General features: G+C 41.0%; 20 protein-coding genes and 1 other annotated feature. Of the genes, 11 read left to right on the top strand and 9 right to left on the bottom strand.

Annotated features, from left to right (window positions below; all coding sequences use genetic code 11):
• Window positions 1–189 precede the first annotated feature (189 nt).
• The 3 genes from DEF30_RS10715 to DEF30_RS10705 all read right to left on the bottom strand — a co-directional run bounded on the left by DEF30_RS10715 (window position 190) and on the right by DEF30_RS10705 (window position 3,186).
• Window positions 190–714, bottom strand: a complete 525-nt coding sequence (locus tag DEF30_RS10715; RefSeq protein WP_294099160.1) for a hypothetical protein — start codon at window positions 712–714, stop codon at window positions 190–192.
• A gap of 277 nt (window positions 715–991) precedes the next feature.
• On the bottom strand, window positions 992–2,221 hold the full coding sequence (locus tag DEF30_RS10710) for an MFS transporter (RefSeq protein WP_294099159.1): 1,230 nt from the start codon (window positions 2,219–2,221) through the stop codon (window positions 992–994).
• Between the two features lie 158 nt (window positions 2,222–2,379).
• Window positions 2,380–3,186, bottom strand: a complete 807-nt coding sequence (locus DEF30_RS10705; RefSeq protein WP_294099157.1) for a class B sortase — start codon at window positions 3,184–3,186, stop codon at window positions 2,380–2,382.
• 147 nt (window positions 3,187–3,333) lie between these two features.
• Between DEF30_RS10705 and DEF30_RS10700 the strand changes: the two genes are divergently transcribed.
• Entirely contained in the window at window positions 3,334–3,960 is a 627-nt protein-coding gene (locus tag DEF30_RS10700; protein WP_294099155.1) for a fasciclin domain-containing protein, read from the top strand.
• A 40-nt stretch (window positions 3,961–4,000) separates the two neighbouring features.
• Here DEF30_RS10700 and dinB read toward each other — a convergent pair whose 3' ends face one another.
• Together dinB and DEF30_RS10690 are read right to left on the bottom strand one after the other, a co-directional pair.
• Window positions 4,001–5,236 carry a DNA polymerase IV gene (gene dinB, locus DEF30_RS10695; RefSeq protein ID WP_294099152.1) on the bottom strand — a complete coding sequence of 412 codons (1,236 nt, stop codon included), beginning with the start codon at window positions 5,234–5,236 and terminating at the stop codon, window positions 4,001–4,003.
• A 207-nt stretch (window positions 5,237–5,443) separates the two neighbouring features.
• On the bottom strand, window positions 5,444–6,832 hold the full coding sequence (locus DEF30_RS10690; RefSeq protein ID WP_294099150.1) for a cation:dicarboxylase symporter family transporter: 1,389 nt from the start codon (window positions 6,830–6,832) through the stop codon (window positions 5,444–5,446).
• Window positions 6,833–6,926: 94 nt separating this feature from the next.
• Window positions 6,927–7,173, bottom strand: a binding site (T-box leader).
• A gap of 187 nt (window positions 7,174–7,360) precedes the next feature.
• Between DEF30_RS10690 and DEF30_RS10685 the strand changes: the two genes are divergently transcribed.
• Complete coding sequence (locus DEF30_RS10685) at window positions 7,361–8,122, top strand: EFR1 family ferrodoxin (protein WP_294099149.1); 762 nt, start codon at window positions 7,361–7,363, stop codon at window positions 8,120–8,122.
• A gap of 50 nt (window positions 8,123–8,172) precedes the next feature.
• On the opposite strand, the gene DEF30_RS10680 is transcribed toward DEF30_RS10685, so the two are convergent.
• Window positions 8,173–9,429, bottom strand: a complete 1,257-nt coding sequence (locus DEF30_RS10680; RefSeq protein ID WP_294099148.1) for a C40 family peptidase — start codon at window positions 9,427–9,429, stop codon at window positions 8,173–8,175.
• A gap of 405 nt (window positions 9,430–9,834) precedes the next feature.
• Between DEF30_RS10680 and DEF30_RS10675 the strand changes: the two genes are divergently transcribed.
• From DEF30_RS10675 to DEF30_RS10665, 3 genes are all read left to right on the top strand, one after another.
• A complete protein-coding gene (locus DEF30_RS10675) occupies window positions 9,835–10,059 on the top strand; it encodes a PC4/YdbC family ssDNA-binding protein (protein WP_294099147.1) in 225 nt (74 codons plus the stop codon).
• Between the two features lie 82 nt (window positions 10,060–10,141).
• Entirely contained in the window at window positions 10,142–10,318 is a 177-nt protein-coding gene (locus tag DEF30_RS10670) for a hypothetical protein (RefSeq protein ID WP_294099146.1), read from the top strand.
• Between the two features lie 4 nt (window positions 10,319–10,322).
• Entirely contained in the window at window positions 10,323–11,165 is an 843-nt protein-coding gene (locus DEF30_RS10665; RefSeq protein WP_294099145.1) for a PhzF family phenazine biosynthesis protein, read from the top strand.
• Window positions 11,166–11,206: 41 nt separating this feature from the next.
• Here the strand turns inward: DEF30_RS10665 and DEF30_RS10660 are convergent, their stop codons facing one another.
• The 3 genes from DEF30_RS10660 to DEF30_RS10650 form a co-directional block, all read right to left on the bottom strand.
• Window positions 11,207–11,800 carry a DUF6320 domain-containing protein gene (locus DEF30_RS10660; protein ID WP_294099142.1) on the bottom strand — a complete coding sequence of 198 codons (594 nt, stop codon included), beginning with the start codon at window positions 11,798–11,800 and terminating at the stop codon, window positions 11,207–11,209.
• Between the two features lie 84 nt (window positions 11,801–11,884).
• On the bottom strand, window positions 11,885–13,159 hold the full coding sequence (locus DEF30_RS10655) for a hypothetical protein (RefSeq protein ID WP_294099141.1): 1,275 nt from the start codon (window positions 13,157–13,159) through the stop codon (window positions 11,885–11,887).
• The gene (locus DEF30_RS10650) at window positions 13,128–14,093 is read right to left on the bottom strand and encodes an alpha/beta hydrolase (protein WP_294099140.1); all 966 of its coding nucleotides are present in this window, start codon (window positions 14,091–14,093) and stop codon (window positions 13,128–13,130) included. The genes DEF30_RS10655 and DEF30_RS10650 overlap by 32 nt, the downstream gene beginning before the upstream one ends.
• Before the next feature lie 194 nt (window positions 14,094–14,287).
• Between DEF30_RS10650 and DEF30_RS10645 the strand changes: the two genes are divergently transcribed.
• From DEF30_RS10645 to DEF30_RS10620, 6 genes are all read left to right on the top strand, one after another.
• Window positions 14,288–15,481: a coenzyme F420-0:L-glutamate ligase gene (locus DEF30_RS10645; protein ID WP_294099139.1), complete on the top strand. Its 1,194-nt coding sequence runs from the start codon at window positions 14,288–14,290 to the stop codon at window positions 15,479–15,481.
• Entirely contained in the window at window positions 15,471–16,172 is a 702-nt protein-coding gene (locus tag DEF30_RS10640) for a Crp/Fnr family transcriptional regulator (protein WP_294099138.1), read from the top strand. The genes DEF30_RS10645 and DEF30_RS10640 overlap by 11 nt, the downstream gene beginning before the upstream one ends.
• A gap of 152 nt (window positions 16,173–16,324) precedes the next feature.
• The gene (locus tag DEF30_RS10635; protein WP_294099137.1) at window positions 16,325–17,527 is read left to right on the top strand and encodes an ABC transporter substrate-binding protein; all 1,203 of its coding nucleotides are present in this window, start codon (window positions 16,325–16,327) and stop codon (window positions 17,525–17,527) included.
• Window positions 17,524–18,228 carry a GTP-binding protein gene (locus tag DEF30_RS10630; RefSeq protein ID WP_294099136.1) on the top strand — a complete coding sequence of 235 codons (705 nt, stop codon included), beginning with the start codon at window positions 17,524–17,526 and terminating at the stop codon, window positions 18,226–18,228. Before DEF30_RS10635 ends, DEF30_RS10630 begins: the two co-directional genes overlap by 4 nt.
• A gap of 1 nt (window position 18,229) precedes the next feature.
• Window positions 18,230–19,246, top strand: a complete 1,017-nt coding sequence (locus tag DEF30_RS10625; RefSeq protein ID WP_294099135.1) for an ABC transporter ATP-binding protein — start codon at window positions 18,230–18,232, stop codon at window positions 19,244–19,246.
• Between the two features lie 2 nt (window positions 19,247–19,248).
• The gene (locus DEF30_RS10620) at window positions 19,249–19,494 is read left to right on the top strand and encodes a hypothetical protein (protein WP_294099134.1); all 246 of its coding nucleotides are present in this window, start codon (window positions 19,249–19,251) and stop codon (window positions 19,492–19,494) included.
• Window positions 19,495–19,624: the final 130 nt, after the last annotated feature.

Below are 19,624 nucleotides of genomic sequence, written 5' to 3'. Positions count from 1 at the left end.
TGCTTTAGCTGTGGGAGTGTCAAGCACAAGAATACTTCGGTCGATTTTGGGGTTTTTAATTGGAGCGGTATAAAAGAGGGTAGAGTATCCTCTCTTTTAGCGGATGATGTACAAGTGTATAGATTTTTCCGCAAAAAAACAGTGTATGACGAACATACACTGTTTTTCTAATGACATAAAGAAAGTGAATTATTCAGCGTCTTCTGCCTTAAATTCGATGAAGTAGATATCTTTTCTAGCGGTAAGTTTGTCGGTAAGTACTTCAGCTTCGAATATTGCTCCACCGTTTGCTTCAATTTCAACGTCTGCAGGAACTGGAATTTCGATGACTTCGTCTTCCTGTGTAGTGATTAAAATTATAGTATCCTTTTCAACAACAGTCTTCTCCTTGAAGTTGTTCTTCAGAACAAACTCAATGTTGAATCCACCATCTATTTCGGTCATGTTGAATACTGATACTTGTACAGTATCTTCAACAGATCTCATCAGAGATACTACTTTTTCCAGAGAGGTCATTTCTTCAGCGGTAAGTTCTCTTTTTTCCAGCATAGAATTGATTGAGATCTTTTCCTCAGCAGGTTCTTCTGGAGTCTCTGCTGGAGTTTCAACTGGAGTTTCAGAAGGGGTCTCTGGTGTTTCTTTCTCAGCGGCACAACCTACTACAAATAGAACAGAAAGTGCGGCAGCCATTACGAGTGTAAGTGTTTTTTTCATGATGTAACTCTCCTTTGAGCTATAGAATTTCAGCGGTCCTGAAGGACGCTTCTGATATATTGAGATAAATGGGAAACAACTTATCGAATCATTAAAAGATGCCATTAATCAAAGGGTTTTGGTTAATGGTATATTACGAATCCAATAGTATTGTTACCGATATCTCAATACACATCATAGCACTTAGGATGAATAAATCAAGTTCATTCTGGTGAAAACAGAACAGTTCTTCTCACTCTATTACAGATACAGTTATTTGTGCATCATAGACGTTACATCAGTTTTTGTCGCGACTACATTTGCTGCAATTCCTTATACCAAGGATCATGAGGAAGGTTCCGAGGATGGAGACCATAAACCCTACCGCAAGCATTGTTTTAATGGAGGTGAAAGAGAGAAGGTAGCCGCCGATGAGACTGCCAAGGACAGCACCAACAGTTGTTGCGGATGTCGTATATGCCTGTCCTTTGAGCATATGGCTTTTATGGAGTGCTGTTGTCACATAGTAAATGGATCCAGGAATGAACAGTGCGTATGAAAACATCTGGAACCCTTGTGCTATATAAATGACGAGCAATGATTCTGCAAAGAAAGTAAGCAGTACTTTTGCTGTGAAGGCCCAAGCTGAAACCATGAGTAACGTCTCAACTTTGAATTTTCGGAGTAACCTTGAGAATGTAAGCATGAAAGGAAGCTCAACGATGGCGGCTATGGCAAATGCGGTGCCCATGTTTTTCTCGCTGCCTCCTACGGCTTCAATGATGCGAATCATATAAATATTGATGATATTAAAGCAGATGAAGATGAATATGACACCTACTAGATATAAGGAAAAACCAGAGTACATCTTTGAAAACTCAATGAGAGACAAGGATTGTTTTATGCTTTGGCTTTTAGGCTCTTCTGTGGGGTCATCACTTGGGTATGGAAAACTGCGAAGAAATAGAACAGTTGCAGCTGTTGTGATGAAAAACAGCAGGAAATAGTAGAGTGGGAGCAGCTCAGGTCCGTTTTTGTCTACAAGGCTGCCTAGAACAACAGACATGACGGCGTAGGTGAGTGAGCCCATGCTTCTTGAAAACCCGAAGTTGATACCATAACCCTTCTCTATGTATTTCATACCCAAACCGTTGAGTAGGGGATGGACTGTGAGCATCGAAAGAAGCAGTAAAAAATACACAAATGCATTGATGGACTCCCATGTCTTTGTGAAGTACAAAAGCATCGAAAATGAGGTGGATAATGACAGGAAAATCATCATGAGAGATTTTAAGGTGTATTTCTTCTCCTGATCTGCATAGGATGCAACAAGGGGCTGCAGTATTGCGGACAGAATGTTTGTAATGGCCATGATGATGCCAACGGCGGAACTTGAGTAATTCTTTGCAAGAAGATAAACTGTCACAAAATTATAAGTAGCTCCAAAGGCCATCCAATAGCTTCCGTGTATGAGAGAGTATTTGGCAGTTATTTTAGTAGAAGATGTTTCTTTGCTGATATATTTCATATTTTAAGTACCACCTGTTGTTTCATTTTTATACTATCAGAGGTTCTGAACAGTACATATATCTTACCAAATATCTGCACAAATAGGTAGAGATGAGTGGAAGCAGCCGGTGCATTTAAAATATTATATAAAAAGAAACCGCTCTTTACTTGAGCGGTTTACTTAGGTGGGTCAATTTCAATGGCGTGAATGAACAGTCTGCCATCTTTAATAGCGTAGTTGCATGTTCCAAGGGTAAGAAGCTGCTTGGAGACGTCGGGTTTTTCCAGTCCTTCCACGAGAGAAATATCACTTAAATTATTCACAAAATCACTAAATGTGGTTTTCTTAAAAGTTGTATCTAAATAAGAATTGATTTTTGGAGAAATATGGACAGAAAAGATTTTATAAAATTTCACACCTTGTGGTGTTGAGAACTCAATGATCTGATTCTCTAGAAGGTACTCTTTATCCAAATATTTATCCAAGTCACCAAACATATAGCCTTGCTCAGTGTAATGTCCATAGATGATGGTGTGTTTATCAAGATGCATTCCGATGTTCCGGTAATCCATGAAAATACTGCCAAGGATATCTTTCTCCCGAAAAAAATTACGATTTAGATAGTACTCGTTGTCCTGTGCTTTCACTATGGGGTAATTGATCTTTGTTCCAGGTAAGTTTATGTGCCCTACGTAATCAGAGTTCTTTTTCAGAAACTCTGATGCTGGATTCGCGTTGTAAGAGAATACATATTCAGTAGTGGAAGCATCGGGATTAGAGGGAACTTCAGTTGGAGAGCCTGTCATTGGTGGCGTGTATTCCATCTGGTTGGGAACTTGAGGAACTGCTTCCAGTTCACTATATACGGAGTGTGCCTCATTCAGTTTTTCGGCTGCTGTCCACTGTCTGTAGCCCAGGTATCCTTGTGTTAATGCAAGTAGGATCAGTATCTGTGCTATGTATTTACGTTTCGTGATAATCACCTCCTGTTATATAATTAAACACACATTGTGATTTTATGAGATAATCTGATTGGTTTTATGGACCATGAATCTTTGTAGTGTTATTATAACGGTACAAACAAATTAAATCAAATTAAATTAAACAAAATTTATCAGGAGGTCAAAAAAATGAAAAAAATGTTGAAAAAAGTCTCAATGCTTGTTGCGGTTATGATGATGGTATTTAGTATTCCTGTTTTTGCTACTGCACCTACGGATGATATTGTTGACATTGCTGTCGGAAATCCTGACTTTAGTATACTGGTCGCTGCGCTTCAGAAAGCTGAACTTGTTGAAACACTTCAAGGAGAAGGACCTTTTACCGTATTTGCACCAACCAACGCAGCTTTTGAAAAGCTCCTGGAAGCTCTTGATATATCTGCAGAGGAACTGCTTGCACAGCCAGATCTTGCAAAAGTACTGACCTACCATGTTGTTGCCGGTAAGGTAATGTCTACTGATTTAACAGATGGCATGAAAGCTGCTACAGTGAACGGAGAGGAAATCACCGTTGATCTGAGCTCTGGAGTTAAAATCAATGATTCCACAGTTACATCAGCTGACATTGAAGCTTCAAATGGTGTAATCCACGTTATTGATACAGTACTAGTTCCATCCAACTTTACACTTCAGGAAGTAGATATGGAAGAAACCGAAGCACCACAAACTGGTCTTCCTGTAGCGATTCCATTCTTCTTCACAGCCGCATTGACAGCTGGAGGAGCTCTGGTGTTATTTAAGAAGAAAGAAGCATAATGTAAAGCAGCTCCTTTTGAGAGAAGAGTCCTGATGAACTTCAGGGCTCTTTATTATGGGCAGAAGTATTGTCTTTTATAGGATTTCCAAGAATGGAAGCCCGAACCACAACGTTCTCTCCAAATTTTGCATGAATGCTGTCTAGTGCACTTTGCAGGTTCTCTTCACGTTGGATCTCTATCAATCCTGTATTGTCTTTAAGGACTGTGTCGAATAGAGTGAGCTGTTCTATGCGGTTCTCTCCATCGAAATCCATGAGAGAAATACCAAGCAACCGCACTGGTTGAGAAGGGTCCCATACTTGTCTGAGCAACTGTACCCCGGTTTCGTAGATATACTTTGAGAGATTTGTAGATGGAATCTGCATTTGTCTTGTTATAGATTTAAAGTTTGGATACTTCAGTATGAGCTGCACTGTGTGTCCTTTTTTTTGCAAAGCTCGAGCACGTACTGAGACCTCATCCGAGAGCCTCATCAGTACTTTTGATGCTTCAGAAAACTCTTGTAGATTAGTAGGTAAAGTGACTGATTTTCCGATAGACTTAAGATCATCTATGGTGCGTATTCTAACAGGATCTCTATCTATTCCATTTGCATGGAGATGCATGATATACCCAGATTTACCAAATCTTTGTATCAGCTTTGCTTTATCATACTGAGCAAGGTCTCCGATGGTCCAAATTTGCTCGTCATGAAGCAGTGCTGCAGTTTTCTCTCCGATGCCATACATGGAACCAACAGGCAGTGGCCACAAGAGGGTTCTGATGTTGTGAGGGAACAGCTCCGTGATACCCAAAGGCTTTTTCATTTCAGAGGCCATTTTAGAAAGAAATTTATTGCTGGAGATTCCGATGGAGCACCAAAGATCCAATTCATCCCGGATTTGATTCATAATATGAGTGGCTGCTTCCACGGGAGAACCAAAATGACGAAGTGAACCAGTCATATCAAGCCAGGCCTCATCGATGCTGTTCTGTTCTACCAGTGGGGTAAATCTTTGCAGAAGCTCCATTACTTTACTAGACATTTCCTCATAATATGAGTGATCCGGTGGAACTGTCTGAAGTGCAGGACAGATTTTCAGTGCTTCATGAAGTGACATGGCCGTTTTTATGCCCAAAGCTCTGGCTTCATAATTGGCAGCAAGAATGATTCCGGTCCTTTTCTTCGGATCACCAGCTACTGCGCTTGGTTTACCTTTCAAATGATCATATCTTACCATTTCGCAGCTGATGAAAAAGGCGTTCATATCCACCAGAAAAATAATATTGTTCATGTAATTCACCTCGATATATTTAGTATAACATGAACGGAACCTGTTTCTCTTACTAAAAATGAACTGTTAGCTCATGTGTGATGCTGTTTTGAGTAACTTCATTTGAAGCTGAAAAGCTAACCTTCAGCATCATTTAAAAGAGGATAGAAACGAGAATAAAAAAGAGGAAGTCATTTTCGAGACTTCCTCTTAAAAGCATTATGATTGTTATGCGGATACTTCTTCAGAATCTGAAAAGTCTTTATTGTATGTATCCATGTCAAGCTCATTCAGCCTCTTTGCAGTAACGAGTCCAGCAACCATAGAACCGGATACATTTAATGCAGTTCTTGCCATATCGATGAGTGGCTCAATGGCGATCAGAAGTCCTACGAGACCTACTGGAAGACCCATTGAAGAGAGAACTGTAAGAGCTGCGAAGGTTGCACCTCCACCTACACCAGCAATTCCAAAAGAACTGATTGCAGTTATGAGGATGAGTCTTACAAAAAAGCTGATATCCATGGGTACTCCAGTTCCAACAGCAATCATTACTGCCAGCATAGCTGGATAGATTCCGGCACATCCGTTTTGCCCGATGCTGGTACCCAGTGATGCGGACAGATTGGCAATCCCTGTGGAAACACCCAGTTTCTCCACCTGAGTCTCAACATTCAGAGGAAGAGTTCCCGCACTTGACCTGGATGAGAAAGCGAAAGACAGTGGGACACTGGCTTTTTTAAGGAACTTCACTGGGCTGAGTTTAAACAGCATGAGAATGAGTAAATGAACAAGGAACATTAGAATGATTGCGATATAGGAAGCCACTACAAACTCAAAGAGTCTTGATATTTCAGCATAGTTCGAAGTGGAAACAAATCTGCTGAGCAGTGCGAATACACCAAATGGAGTGAGCCGAAGGACCATCGTTACCATACGCATCACTATGTCGTGGAGCATATTAAGAAAATTCTTAAATGCTTCAGCGCTTTCCGGTTTCTTCTTTCTTATGCCTATGGTGGCAATTCCGAGGAAAGCAGCGAAGAATACTACAGAAAGAGTAGCGGAAGAACCTTGACCAGTCATTGCGTAGAATACATTTCTAGGGATGATTTCTGTGATTTGTTCTGGTATTGTCTTTGACTGGAACTCTGTGAGTGTACTCTCTAGAGCTTCTCCTCTTGCGGTCTCAGCTTGCCCCGCAATGAGATCACTGGAGTCAAGTCCGAAAATACCTGCAATCCCAGCACCTAAGCCTGCAGAAATGGCTGTAGTAAGAATCAGGACGATGATGATACTCGAAGCGCTCTTTTTCAGTGCAGAAGCGTCCTGATTTACAATAGATGTGGTGATGGCCACAAACACCAGAGGGATGACGATCATATTGAGAAGTCTGACGTACCCTGAGCCGATGATGTTGATCCATGTGTTTGAAGTGGTAATAACTTCTGAACCTGTACCAAAGATCAGCTGAAGGGCTGCACCGAATAAAATTCCTAAGGCAAGAGCTGTTAGGACTCTTTTGGTAAAGGACATATGCTTTTTCTGCATGTAGGAAAGTCCATAGAGAATAAGTGCTGCTACGGCGAGAACAAGTACTGTGTATAAAGTGTTCATGATATTCCTCCTTTATTTTCGTGAATGCAGGCTTTAATCGATCACATATGGAGAAAAGCAGAATTTTAAGGATAAAAAAACTTCCGCCCCCAAATACAGAGGCGAAAGTATACTTCCACGGTTCCACTCTGTTAACCCCCAAAAGAAGGGATAACTCATTACTTTTAAGGTACAAACATACCCTAATGCTATAACGGGCATTCCCGCTGAAGTCTACTGTTACTTCGATTCAGTACTCAGAGATGCACTTCGGTTCCAGATCCACTAAAAATCCTCACAGCCAAGGGATTTTCTCTCTGAAAGTTTCCTTTAGAACGTACTCTTCTCATCATTGTATTCCGACTATTATGCTCTACATTCAATACATATTTATCATAATAGAAGGGGTGTTTTTTGTCAATGCTTTTTCCAGATAAATTTTGCGCTGTTTAATTTATTAAAATCTATCCGGATTTATTGAAGTTCATGGATACACTAGGATTCTTCCAGGAAAACTGTTAAGATAAATTTGTTGAGGAGGGGTGCTTTATGATTTTTTATTTTAGCGGAACCGGAAATTCCAGATATACGGCAGAGAAAATTGGGGGGATCATAAATGAGAAGGTGATTGATATGGCGAGAAGCCGTAATGATGAGCAGTACACCTTTGAAGTGAAAGACCAGGAGAAGATTGGCTTTGTGTTTCCAGTTTATTATTATGGACCACCTACAATTGTTGAGGAATTCATGAGTAAACTCAAGATTTATGGCAATGAACATCCATATGTATATGTGATCATGACATGTGGCAGCAACAGCGGTGGAGCAGATAAATATGTAGATAAGATCCTGCTGGATCATGGTTTGGAAACGGAAGCTTTTTATACAGTACCGATGGTGGATAATTTTATCATGGGTTATGATTTATCCAATGAGGAAGACAGAAAGAGTATCAATAAGAAGGCAGAGGAACGTATAGATAAAGTTATTAAGTCTATTATCGTTAAAGGACCTTCAGACCATAAATCTTCACACTTTGACCAGCTGCTTACAGGTACGGTTTATCCTTTTTATGTGCGGGGGAGAAAGACCAAAAAATTCTTTGCAAACGATCGGTGTGTTTCCTGTAATTTATGTGAAGAAATATGTCCAGCACAGGCTATCAAAATGGTCGATGGCAGACCGGTATGGGTTCTGGATCAGTGTATTCATTGTGTTGCATGTATCAATAGGTGTCCAGCTGAAGCGATTCAATATGGTGATGCTACAAAGAAAAGAAGAAGATATGTTCACCCCAGCATTGTTAAATAAATATAGAAGCAAAAATAGACTGCATCAGCAGTCTATTTTTATGAACTAGATTAGATTCTTCGAGCACCTTTGATTCGATAATTGTTCACATGCCAAGAGATACTTACAATCTCCACGGATTTCCCGGGTCTTGGAGAATGGATCATTTTTCCATTACCGATATAGATACCAACATGCGTTACAGAGGACTGGCCGAAATAAAGAATATCACCAGGTTGCGCATTTGCAATGCTGACATACTTTCCAGATGCGGCCTGTGCTCTTGATGTTCTTGGAAGACTTATGCCTTGTGAACGGTAAACATACTGTATGAACCCGGAACAATCAAAACCGCTTGGAGTGGTTCCACCCCAGACATATCTCACACCAAGATACTGATAAGCCTTGTTGACAATTGCACTGGATGAAACAGAAGCAGATCCAGTGTATCCAGCGTTGGAAGAAGCTTGTGCTCTTTCACGCGCGAGCTTTCTCTCTTTTAGGATTGCTTTGGCTTTTTCGATATAACGGACAACTTCCTCATCGGCTTTGTCTGTGATAATTCTAGTACGGATGTTACGCAGTTCTGTGATTGCCGCATTCAGTTGGTCATCACTGCTTGCGGAATCATCAATGATGGACTTGCTTGTGGAGATCAGCATGGTTTCCAGATTACTGAGATCTCCGGCAATTTTGCGTTCCTCTTCTTCAAGCAGTGCAAGCTTTTCATCGGCTTCGCTTTTCTTTACTTCAGCTTCAGCCATATCTTTCTCATTGGCAGCCTTCAATACCTGAAGATCGTCTATATTCTTCTGAAGTGCACTTTTTTCATTTTCAAGTGCAGCCTTCATTTCTTCAATCTCATCGAGAAGCTGTCGGTCAATTTTGGCAAACTGAATGATTGCTTCAGCGCGGGCGATGAAGTCAGCAAGGCTCTCGGCACCGAGAATTGCACTGATCATACCTGAATTGCCTTGTTTATACATAGCCCTGAGTCTTTCACCATATTCTTCAATCTTTACATGAAGATCTGATTCGGTCTCACGGATTCTCGCTTCTGTTTCCGCTTTTTTTGCTTCAACTTCGGTGATTTTCGCGTCGTTGTCTTCTATTTTCACCATAATATCAGTAATTTCATCTAAAATCACTGAAATCTCCATATGCAAAGTGTTGATTTTGTTTTCAATCTCTTTGTACTCTTCTTGCTGTATCTGCACATTCTGTTCCAAATCATTTGAAACTGGTGTGGCATTTACAGGAATGGTCACTCCGAAAATTGTGGAGCTAGCGATAACTGCCGCAATGACTTTCAACTTAATATTCTTCATTGTGTTCTCCTAACATTCAAACATTACAAATTAATTACAGAGCCTATTATAGGTCTAACTTGTAAGGAAGTTATGAAGAAATGTAAATTTTTTTCATATATGTGTTTAAAGTGCTGGTTCTGTATCGGTTTGATAATTTGAGAGTTGATAATAGGGGTGATTATTTTAAATTGTCATTACAATATGTTATTTTGCGTTAGATTGTTTAGCTTCAGAAGAAATAGTCTTACCTTTAGCAAGGTCAGGATATGAATTTTACGTTTACAACTTCACACTCAGGTCAAATATGTAGAGCCTGATGTTCTTCTTTCAGAATAATTCAGTACATAGAAATTGTATTTTTGTTTTTTTTGAATACATTCGATACCGATGGTGAATAATGGTATCAACAAAGGAGGTGAGAGCATGGATGAACTGAGGTTTGAAATCATTAGAAGGATTGGAGAACTATCTGTTTCGAGCAAGGGCTGGACAAAAGAAGTGAATCTGGTGAGCTGGAATGATAGACCCGCTAAAGTTGACATTAGAGAATGGGATCCGAGCCATGAAAAAATGAAAAAAGGAATCACATTGACGAAGGATGAGGTGCTGAAGCTGAAAGAGTCTTTGAATAATTATGATCTGACATGAAGACGTATGGGTTTTACTTTCCAATAATGCCTCATTGAAGTACTATTAATATAGTACTCAGGTTGATGAATAGGAGGATAAAATGAAAGCAAAATTCAGTCCGTATTTTATTGTGGGCATCATTATTTTAGTGGGGTATCTGCTGGTCGAAAATCTGATTGTGACGATCCCCGGCATCGTTGCAGTTCCACTACTTCTTTTTGCACTGACTCTTATTATCACTGACGGAATCAAACGCAGAGTACATAAGGAGAAGTGAGATAATGCGCAAGTATACTGTGAACGCATTTTCGAAAATTCCAGGTGGAGGAAATCCAGCGGGCGTCGTATTGCATGCAGACCTTTTGAAGGAATCTGAGATGCAGCAAATGGCCGAAGAACTGAACTTTTCAGAGACTGCGTTTATCATGGCCTCTGAAAATGCTTTGTGTAAGATCAGATACTTCACCCCAGTGGAAGAAGTAAGGCTTTGTGGTCATGCTACCATTGCATCTATTGGCTTAATGAAACACCTGAAACTAATTTCAGATGGGATCCACCAGATTGAAACTGCAGCGGGGCTTCTTACGGTCTTGGTTCATCCTGATAAAATTATGCTGGAAATGGATGAACCAAACTTCTTTGAGTCCATGGACAGACATTTAATTTCAGATTCTTTAGGCATTGAGGTGGACAGTCTTTTGGAACATCCTTCTCCCCAAATTGTATCAACGGGATTGAAAGATCTTATTGTTGGTGTGAAGAGTCTTGAAATTCTTCGCACGTTACGGCCTGATTTCAAAAAAATCACTGACATTTCTTCCAAAGCAGATATGGCTGGATATCATGTGTATTCTTATGGAGCAGATGGTTCTGTGTACATGAGAAACTTCGCGCCACTACTTGGTATTCAGGAGGAATCTGCCACAGGGACTGCCAGTGGTGCTCTTGCCGTGTACTTATACAAGTATGGCAAACTGCCCAAGTCCTCGGAGACTACGAGAACATTCTTTCAAGGCATGTTCATGGAAAGACCTTCAGAGATTGAAATACTTTTGAGGGATGATGGAATCAATACAAAAGTATTTGTTGGCGGAGGTGTCTCTGACATCAATTCACTTGACTAAAAAAGCAAGCCGGGACCAAAGGATCCCGGCTTTTCTGCAGGCTAAATGTGCATTCTTTTTTGGAATTCCAGTTTAATACTGTCCCATTGAAGGATAAATATTGCTGACAGGATGGTACTGCTGAACGCGATGCTTAAAATGGAAGGGTATTTCACTGTAACCCAGTCAAGCATGATAAACAGGACAGGCAGTACACCGAATAAGGCCGACATAAAGGCGTAAGTGATATAATCCCGGCTGTTCAGTTTCATGATTACAGCAATGGCGTACATGAGAAGCAAAGCAGTAATATAAAGAAATGGTATGAAATAAGTAATAGACCAGCCACACCAACCGGTATTCCAATCCCAGAATAAAGAAAGCACTGCCAGGATAAACACTTGCCAGACTATTTTTTTAGGGATGTGAAATCTTCTCTTCACCAAGAAAATCATATCAAGCCACAAGCTGCCCATGCCTAAAGTGATGAGGAGTGGATAATTCAGCTCAGTGGGCAAGAAGGCGTAAACCGTGAAACTCAGGATAATAATGACTACTGATAAAAAAAGAAGAAGTTTCAGTTTACCAGTCCCTTTGATATAAGAATCAATCTTCGGAAAAGATTCACGTATGGTCTGGTCCGTTTCTATTTTCAAGCTGTTGCCACATAGAGGACAATGTTTTCTGGTTTCGAGCAATTGGACTTTACAATGCGTACAGTACTGCATGACAATATCCTCCTATAAATTTCCGGATATGATAACATCGATATCCTTATCGGTAAGAAATGAAAAGAAAAGCCGTTGAAGCTCAGTATCATGGAATGGGGATGTGAAGCTGATGACCAGTTGATCTTCATAGGAACAGAGTACTATCTGAGGTCTTCTGGCACTGACAAAAACACTGAACTTTTCGATGAATGGTCGAAACTCCTTATGCATTGAAATGCGTCCAACATTCGATATGGATGAGGTGATGGCTCTGTCTTTTATTCCGTTGGCAATCTTCAGAGTCAAATCTTTTAATGGGAGCGGGATGAGTCTTGCCAAGGGGTTTTTCTCCAACGCCATCAGGTGGTCCACATGCTCTTTAATATGAGGAAGACTCATTTCACGCTGGAATTGGAGTTCCACTGTTTTAATAATGTCTTCCAAAGTCCATTCAGTCTCTTTGGGTTCAAGGGTGATATTCATTGCCGCAAAGAAGTTGCGTGCTGTGCTGGATGCAAAAAATGGCCGTAAGTTTACGGGAACCTGAAGTACGATTTCATGATGACTCATTTTCTTTGGTCTCTCCTGTAAAATGACATAAAAATAGAGAGAGGTAAGGAATATGGTCATGGTGGTGTTGTAGTCGTGGGCCAGTGCCAGGATTCTTTTTGTGGACATCGTACCTTCAATGAGTTTTGTTCTGTTTTCTTCTACTTTTGTTCCTTTGAAACGATAAACTTTGCTTTTTTTCTTTGTACTTTGTTTCTCTCCTTTTACAGCAGAGGTTTTATCGTAGGTTTTTTCAAAGCTGTCATCCATCTTCTGACTGATGGCGGCCTTAGGAAGGAGCGTGAGAAAGTCTTCGGTGAAGAAATCAGCATATCTCTTTGTAAGATAATGGAACAGCAGAGTTTCAAAGAACCATATGGCGCCTGCTCCATCACTGAGTGCATGAAATATCTCCACACTGATTCTATTTTTATAATACAGTACTCTAAAGAGCAAATCTCTCGATTCTTTCAGATAGAGAGGCGCGCAAAGGGACAGGTGCTCTTCCTCCACCATAGGCATCAGGTCACTCTCCTCCAGGTAGTACCAGAATACACCGCGTCTTAAGACAGACCGGTAGATGGGAAAGCTCTGAAGCGTTGGTTCAATAGCTTCCTCCAGAATCTTTCTGTCCACCTCATCCTTTAAAAAGCAGCTAAGCCGAAACACCTTTGTGTCCCGTGCATTCATGGTGGAAGGGAATATTTTGGAGGCATTATCCAGCCTACTCCATTTGTATTTCTTCTGTTCTTTCATTTTTAACACGACCTTCCTGAAGCGGTTCATTCAAAAATATTTTAATGAGTTCATGTGTTTTCTTAATCTCATCTATCGACAGCGGGTTTCCAAGAAATCCATGAATGGCGCCCTTAATACAGAAAGCCCTAACGGAGTTGCCAAATTCTTTCAGCTTCATTCCATAGGCATCCCCCTCATCCCGAAGAGGATCAAACTCTGCTGTGATGAGAAGTGTATTTGGCTGATCATTGAGGTTTTCTGAGAGCAGTGGAGCCACAAAAGGATTGAGCCGCTCTTTCTTCACGGGTACATATAAATCCATGTAGTCCTCAATTCTACGTGCTGTTAGAATGTAATCTTCTCCATTTTCTGTCACGGAAGCAAAGGGGGAAGATTGCGAGTGGTCATGGTAGGTGGCTGGATAAATGAGAATCTGCTTCTTTGGAAAGAACTCTTTCTTTTTTGCCGCTAATATGGATACGGCCGCTGCAAGATTCCCACCGGCACTGTCTCCAATTAAAGTAATATCATCAGGATGGATGCCCAGTTTGTTTGCCTCCAGGAAGATGGCTTTTGTTGCGATATAACAGTCTATTAGACCTTTGGGGAAGGGATATTCTGGAGCCAGCCTGTAATCTACGGAGATAACAGTCTGCCTGCACGAATCGGCCAAAGCGCTGCATATGGGCGTGTAGGTATCAATATCTCCCGTGACCCAGCCTCCACCGTGAAAGAAAATCAGTACTTTGTTCATCTCAATGCCTGGAGGGCTGAAAACACGAACAGGAATTTCTCTTTCTCCAACCATGATTTTATCATCCAGAGTTTCATAGTCCGGTTTGAGTGGAGTTGTGATGATCCTTTGAACTTTTCTATAGAGGCGATAATTCTTTTTGATGTTCAGATTTATGCTTGAAAGTGCTTTTAATGTGATCTTCTTTAGAGGTTTCATGTGTATTTCTCCCTCGTTATATGATTTACTTCAAGTATACATGAGAGAAGCCGGATTACGAAAGAATTTCTTGAAATACAAAGGAACACCTTTAGTTAATCCGAACAGAAAATGAAAGTTGATATATGTCGTTCGAGAAAGGTATAATAGATTGTACAGTAATTGAAAGTAAGAGAACAAATGGAGGAAATATTATGGAAAGACTCATTGGAACTACTTCACGTGGTATTAGAGCACCTATTATCAAAAAAGGGGATGATATCACTGAGATTGTGGTAGATTCTGTTCTAAAAGCAGTGGAAAGCTCAGGGATCTTGTTGGAGGACCGGGATATCGTATCTGTTACAGAAGCAGTAGTTGCCAGAGCACAGGGGAATTATGCCTCTGTGGATGACATTGCAGCGGACGTAAAAGAGAAGTTTAAAGATGCAGACGCCATCGGGGTGATTTTCCCAATACTGAGCAGAAACCGCTTTTCCCTGTGTCTGAAAGGAATTGCCAGAGGCGCAAAGAAAATTGTGCTTATGCTCAGCTATCCTTCTGACGAGGTGGGAAATGGACTCGTCACATTTGATCAGCTGGATGAAAAAAACATTGATCCTTATGAGGATGTTCTGACTGAAGAAAGATTCAGAGAACTGTTTGGCTACGAAAAGCATCCATTTACCGGTATCGACTATATTGATTTTTACAAAAATGTCATTTTGAGTGAAGGATGCGAAGTGGAAGTTTTACTGGCAAATCATCCTAAAGCGGTGCTGCCTTACACACCGCATGTGCTTCACTGTGATATACATACAAGAAAGAGAACCCGTCGTCTTTTGGAGAAAGCGGGCGCGCAGACCATCTGCAGCCTTGCGGAAATCCTCAATACATCAATAAATGGGAGCGGTTATAATGAAGACTATGGACTTCTTGGAAGCAATAAAGCAACTGATGAAACATTGAAGCTTTTTCCAAGAGACTGCCAGAGTGTGGTGGATCAGATTCATGATAAATTTCTGGAGAAAACTGGGAAGAATATTGAAGTGATGGTTTATGGAGATGGTGCGTTTAAAGATCCTGTTGGCGGCATATGGGAGCTGGCAGATCCGGTGGTTTCTCCAGCTTATACTTCAGGACTTGTAGGTCAGCCCAATGAGATCAAGCTGAAATATATTGCGGATAATGAATTCTCCCATCTGAAAGGCCGTGAGCTTGAAGATGCCATTAGAGACTATATCGAGAAAAAAGGTGAGGATCTCACTGGAGATATGACTGCCGAAGGAACCACACCAAGAAGACTTACAGATCTCTTGGGGTCTTTAAGCGACCTGACTTCTGGCAGTGGAGATAAGGGTACACCGATCATTCTCATCCAAGGATATTTTGACAGTTATGCCAAATAGCAAAAACAAGCTCCATCGTGAGATTTCTTCAGATTTTCTCATGAGGCTTCCGATTTTTCAAGGAATGTCAGAAAGTGAAGTAATCCGGTTTATCCCATCGGTCCAAGGGTATTATGCTTCCTTTGACAAAGGTGAGTTTATTGGAAGGGAAGGGGAGATGATTTCGGGCATAGGAGTTCTACTCACAGGGATGGCATCGGTCTTTAAAGAGAATGCTGCAGGTGAAAGACATAGGATGGCGGTATTAAATCCCGGGGATATATTTGGAGAAGTTGCAGTATACACAGGAGAACACTGGACGGCAAGCGTAATGGCTGAAGAACCTTCGTCAGTACTGATCCTTCCCAGACCCCAGCTTCTACATCTTAATGAATCATCAGGAGCATCAGCGGTTTTTCAGATCAATATGGTGAAGCTCATATCAAGAAAAGCATTGAAACTGAACCAGAAACTTGAGATTTTATCGATGCGCTCCCTGAGACGAAAGCTGATTCGGCTGTTTCAGATAGAATGGAAAGCTCAAAAGCAGAATCCCCTGATTCTACCTATGAACCGGGAAGAGCTTGCGGAGTATCTTCAGGTGACAAGACCTGCACTCTCCAGAGAGCTGATGAATATGAAGCGAGAGAGGCTGATAGATTTTTCTAGGAATAAGATATATATCAGCGACCAGCTTGCTGAAATGGAATAGGATACAATGTGGAACCTTGATTTTGTCAGGGTTCCTTTTTTGTCTCGAAGCACCTCGAAAGAATGATCTTACGTAACATATGTTACGGAATTAGGGGGAGCTCCATGGTACAATTGCTCTTGTGTGTGAAGAAAATGTAGGAGAATGAAAAGATGTCTAAAAAATACATTGATCAACGTATGAGTCTATATACTGTAACAGAAGAAATAGAAGGAGCACTTTCACTGCTTCTTTCGCTAGGTTTCACGAATCTGAAAGATGAGAAGCAACGAGCACTATTTGGAAAGGTAATTACAATCGCTGATGCATTAAAGACAAAAGGCATCTCACTGGATGCATTTACGGAAATGCTGAGTGAACGTGATAAAGAAGAGCAGGGCGATAGGATGAGAGTAAAAATGGCTGGCGTATTGCCTTGTCCAGTACGTGTCCCATTATTGGAAAATTTTGAGGAGTGGCTGAGTGAACGGGATTTTCCATTCCATTTGGACTATGACCTGAAAGCTGCTTCTATGGGAATCGGATGGCTTTCAGAGAGTCTAGAGAAGAAGTCTGGAGAGGATCTTCCGGATCTATTTATCTCTGCTGGTTTTGATATGTTTTTTGATAAAAGCAGGTTTGGCAAATTCAGAGAAGAGAATTTCTTTGAAGATCTCACCTCATTCAGCCGTCTTCATAGTGACTTTGATCAGGAAGACATCAGGCTGAAAGATCCCCGCAAGCAGTATTCGATGATTGGTGTTGTGCCAGCAGTTTTTCTTGTGAATACAAAAGAGCTGGGGAACAGGAAAGTACCCAGAAGCTGGGACGATATCTTATCAGACGAATTTAAAAACAGTATCAGTCTTCCTGTGAGCGATTTTGATCTATTTAATGCAATTCTTCTGAATATCTATAAAAGTCATGGGGAGGCAGGTATTGCTCAGTTGGGGAGGAATATGCAAAGGAGCATGCACCCAGCTGAAATGGTTAAATCCCACATGAAACTCATGGAAAGACCCTCTGTAACCATAATGCCTTATTTCTTTACAAAAATGGTAAAAGAGGGAGGGCCCATGATGGCTGTTTGGCCAGAGGATGGAGCCATCATCAGTCCAATTTTTCTGCTTACAAAAAAAGAGAGGAAAAAGGAACTTCAATCCATTGTGGATTACCTTCTCTCGAAAGAAGTAGGAGAACTGCTTTCCCATAATGGGCGGTTTCCAAGTGTGAATCCGGAAGTGGATAATCGTATTTCTGAAGAGAATAGATATCGATGGATCGGATGGGAGTTTATTGAAAAATATGATCTGACACTTCTTATAAGAAAGTGCGAAGAAATCTTTCAGAAAGCAATGAGAGGTGAACTAGAATGAATCTGATTACTTTTTCAGGACCACCCTCATCAGGGAAAACATCTGTAATCATCAAAACGCTGGAGGCGATGAAAAAAAGAGAGCTTCCGGTTGGGGTAGTGAAATTTGACTGCCTGTATACAGATGATGACGCTTTATATGAAAAAGCCAAAATCCCTGTGATGAAAGGCTTGTCTGGATCCTTATGTCCAGATCATTATTTTGTAAGCAATATAGAAGAAGCAGTGAAATGGGGCGTAGAAAAGAACTTATCTGTCCTCGTAACGGAAAGCGCTGGACTTTGTAACCGCTGCTCTCCCTATATCAAGGATGTGCTTTCCATTTGTGTCATTGACAACCTTTCTGGAATCAATACACCGAAAAAAATCGGTCCTATGTTGAAACTTGCTGATATTATTGTCATCACGAAAGGAGATATCGTTTCTCAAGCAGAACGTGAAGTTTTTGCCTCCAGAGTACATTCGGTCAATCCTCAGGCAGTGACGATGTTTGTGAATGGCCTTACTGGGCAAGGGGCTTTCGAGCTCAGCACATTGCTTTATGAAGAAAACAGAAATATTTCCAGTGTCAAAGGAATGAATCTGAGGTATCCGATGCCCTCGGCACTTTGCTCCTATTGTCTTGGTGAGACTAGAATTGGAGAAGCATTCCAGCTTGGAAATGTGCGGAAAATGAAATTTGGTGATAAAAATGAGGGATAAAATGAGATATGAAGAAATGCGCATATCAGATCTCCTATATAAGTATCCGTTTGCATCCAGCTATTTTGAACTGAATAAGATTTCAGTGAGAGGATTCGAAGACAGTTCATTTTCTGAATTCTTGGAGAGAATCCCTGAAGCTGAGCTGGAAGAATGGGCCATGAGTCCAGACAAATTAATAGAAGACCTTACTCAATATATTGATCAGATGAGTGTTTTTTTAGGTGTGAAGGAAAATGAGGTAAACAGCATCACCATTCTGCCTGGATTCAATAAGCTTGGCGAAAAGGAGAATTTTGAAAAGTTAACGATAGAAAAAAGCGAGATTGTCTCCATTGTTGGGCCCACAGGTTCAGGGAAAAGCAGATTGCTGGCAGATATTGAATGGGCAGCAAACAAAGATACGCCCACAGGACGTAGTGTACAGATCAACGGAGAGCTTCTTGATCCATCTCAGCGTTTCAGCACCAGCAACAAGAGAGTGGCCCAGCTGTCTCAGAATATGAATTTTGTCATGGACCTTACGGTGGAAGAATTTCTGACTCTCCATGCTGAAAGCAGGATGGTAGAGAATGTGGAAGAGATGATCTTAAAAATACTGAATGCTGCCAATGAACTGGCAGGAGAGAAATTCCAGCTCAGCACTCCCGTTACTGGCTTAAGTGGAGGACAGTCCAGAGCACTTATGATTGCGGATACAGCGATATTGAGCAAATCTCCAATTGTTCTCATTGATGAGATTGAAAATGCTGGGATTGACAGAAAAAAAGCGCTGAAGCTTCTGGTCAGTGAAGAGAAGATTGTTCTCATGGCAACCCATGACCCCAGTCTTGCATTGATGGCAGATAAAAGGGTCGTCATAAAGAATGGAGGGATCCATCAGATCATTGAGACAGACCACGAAGAAAAGAGTTTACTGGTTGAACTGGATAAAATGGATCAGGTGATACAGGAGATGCGGAACCGATTGAGAAATGGTGAGACACTAACAAATATTTACAATGAAGGAGAGATATAGAAATGATGCATGATGGATGTAATGGCTCATTTGCAAATGGAGCGGAGGTTGTAACAAAGGTGAGGTTCATGGGCTTTGCTGAGCAGATGATTCCGATGCCGCTTCAGATTTCATGTGTGGAGTGCGGGAGGGAATTTGAGATGGAAACTTTTGAGGACCAATGTCCCCATTGTGGTATGGTATATGGAGTAACACCATGTCATGCTTTCGATGCTGCCAATGTCATGCCTGCAGGGATTGGCTACTAAAATGAAGGTTGAAAAATGCTTTTCCAGAATTGTCCGGGAAAGCATTTTTTCTTTTTTCTCTGGTACTCATTTTCAGGAGTCCGGCAGAACCCGTGAGAAATATGAGAAATAGTGGTAGAATATAAGAAGA

Source organism: Proteiniclasticum sp. (assembly GCF_003514505.1).
In the GTDB taxonomy this organism is placed as follows: domain Bacteria; phylum Bacillota; class Clostridia; order Clostridiales; family Clostridiaceae; genus Proteiniclasticum.
Note: the sequence above shows the minus strand (reverse complement) of the source record. Positions and strands in the feature narration are given on the sequence as shown.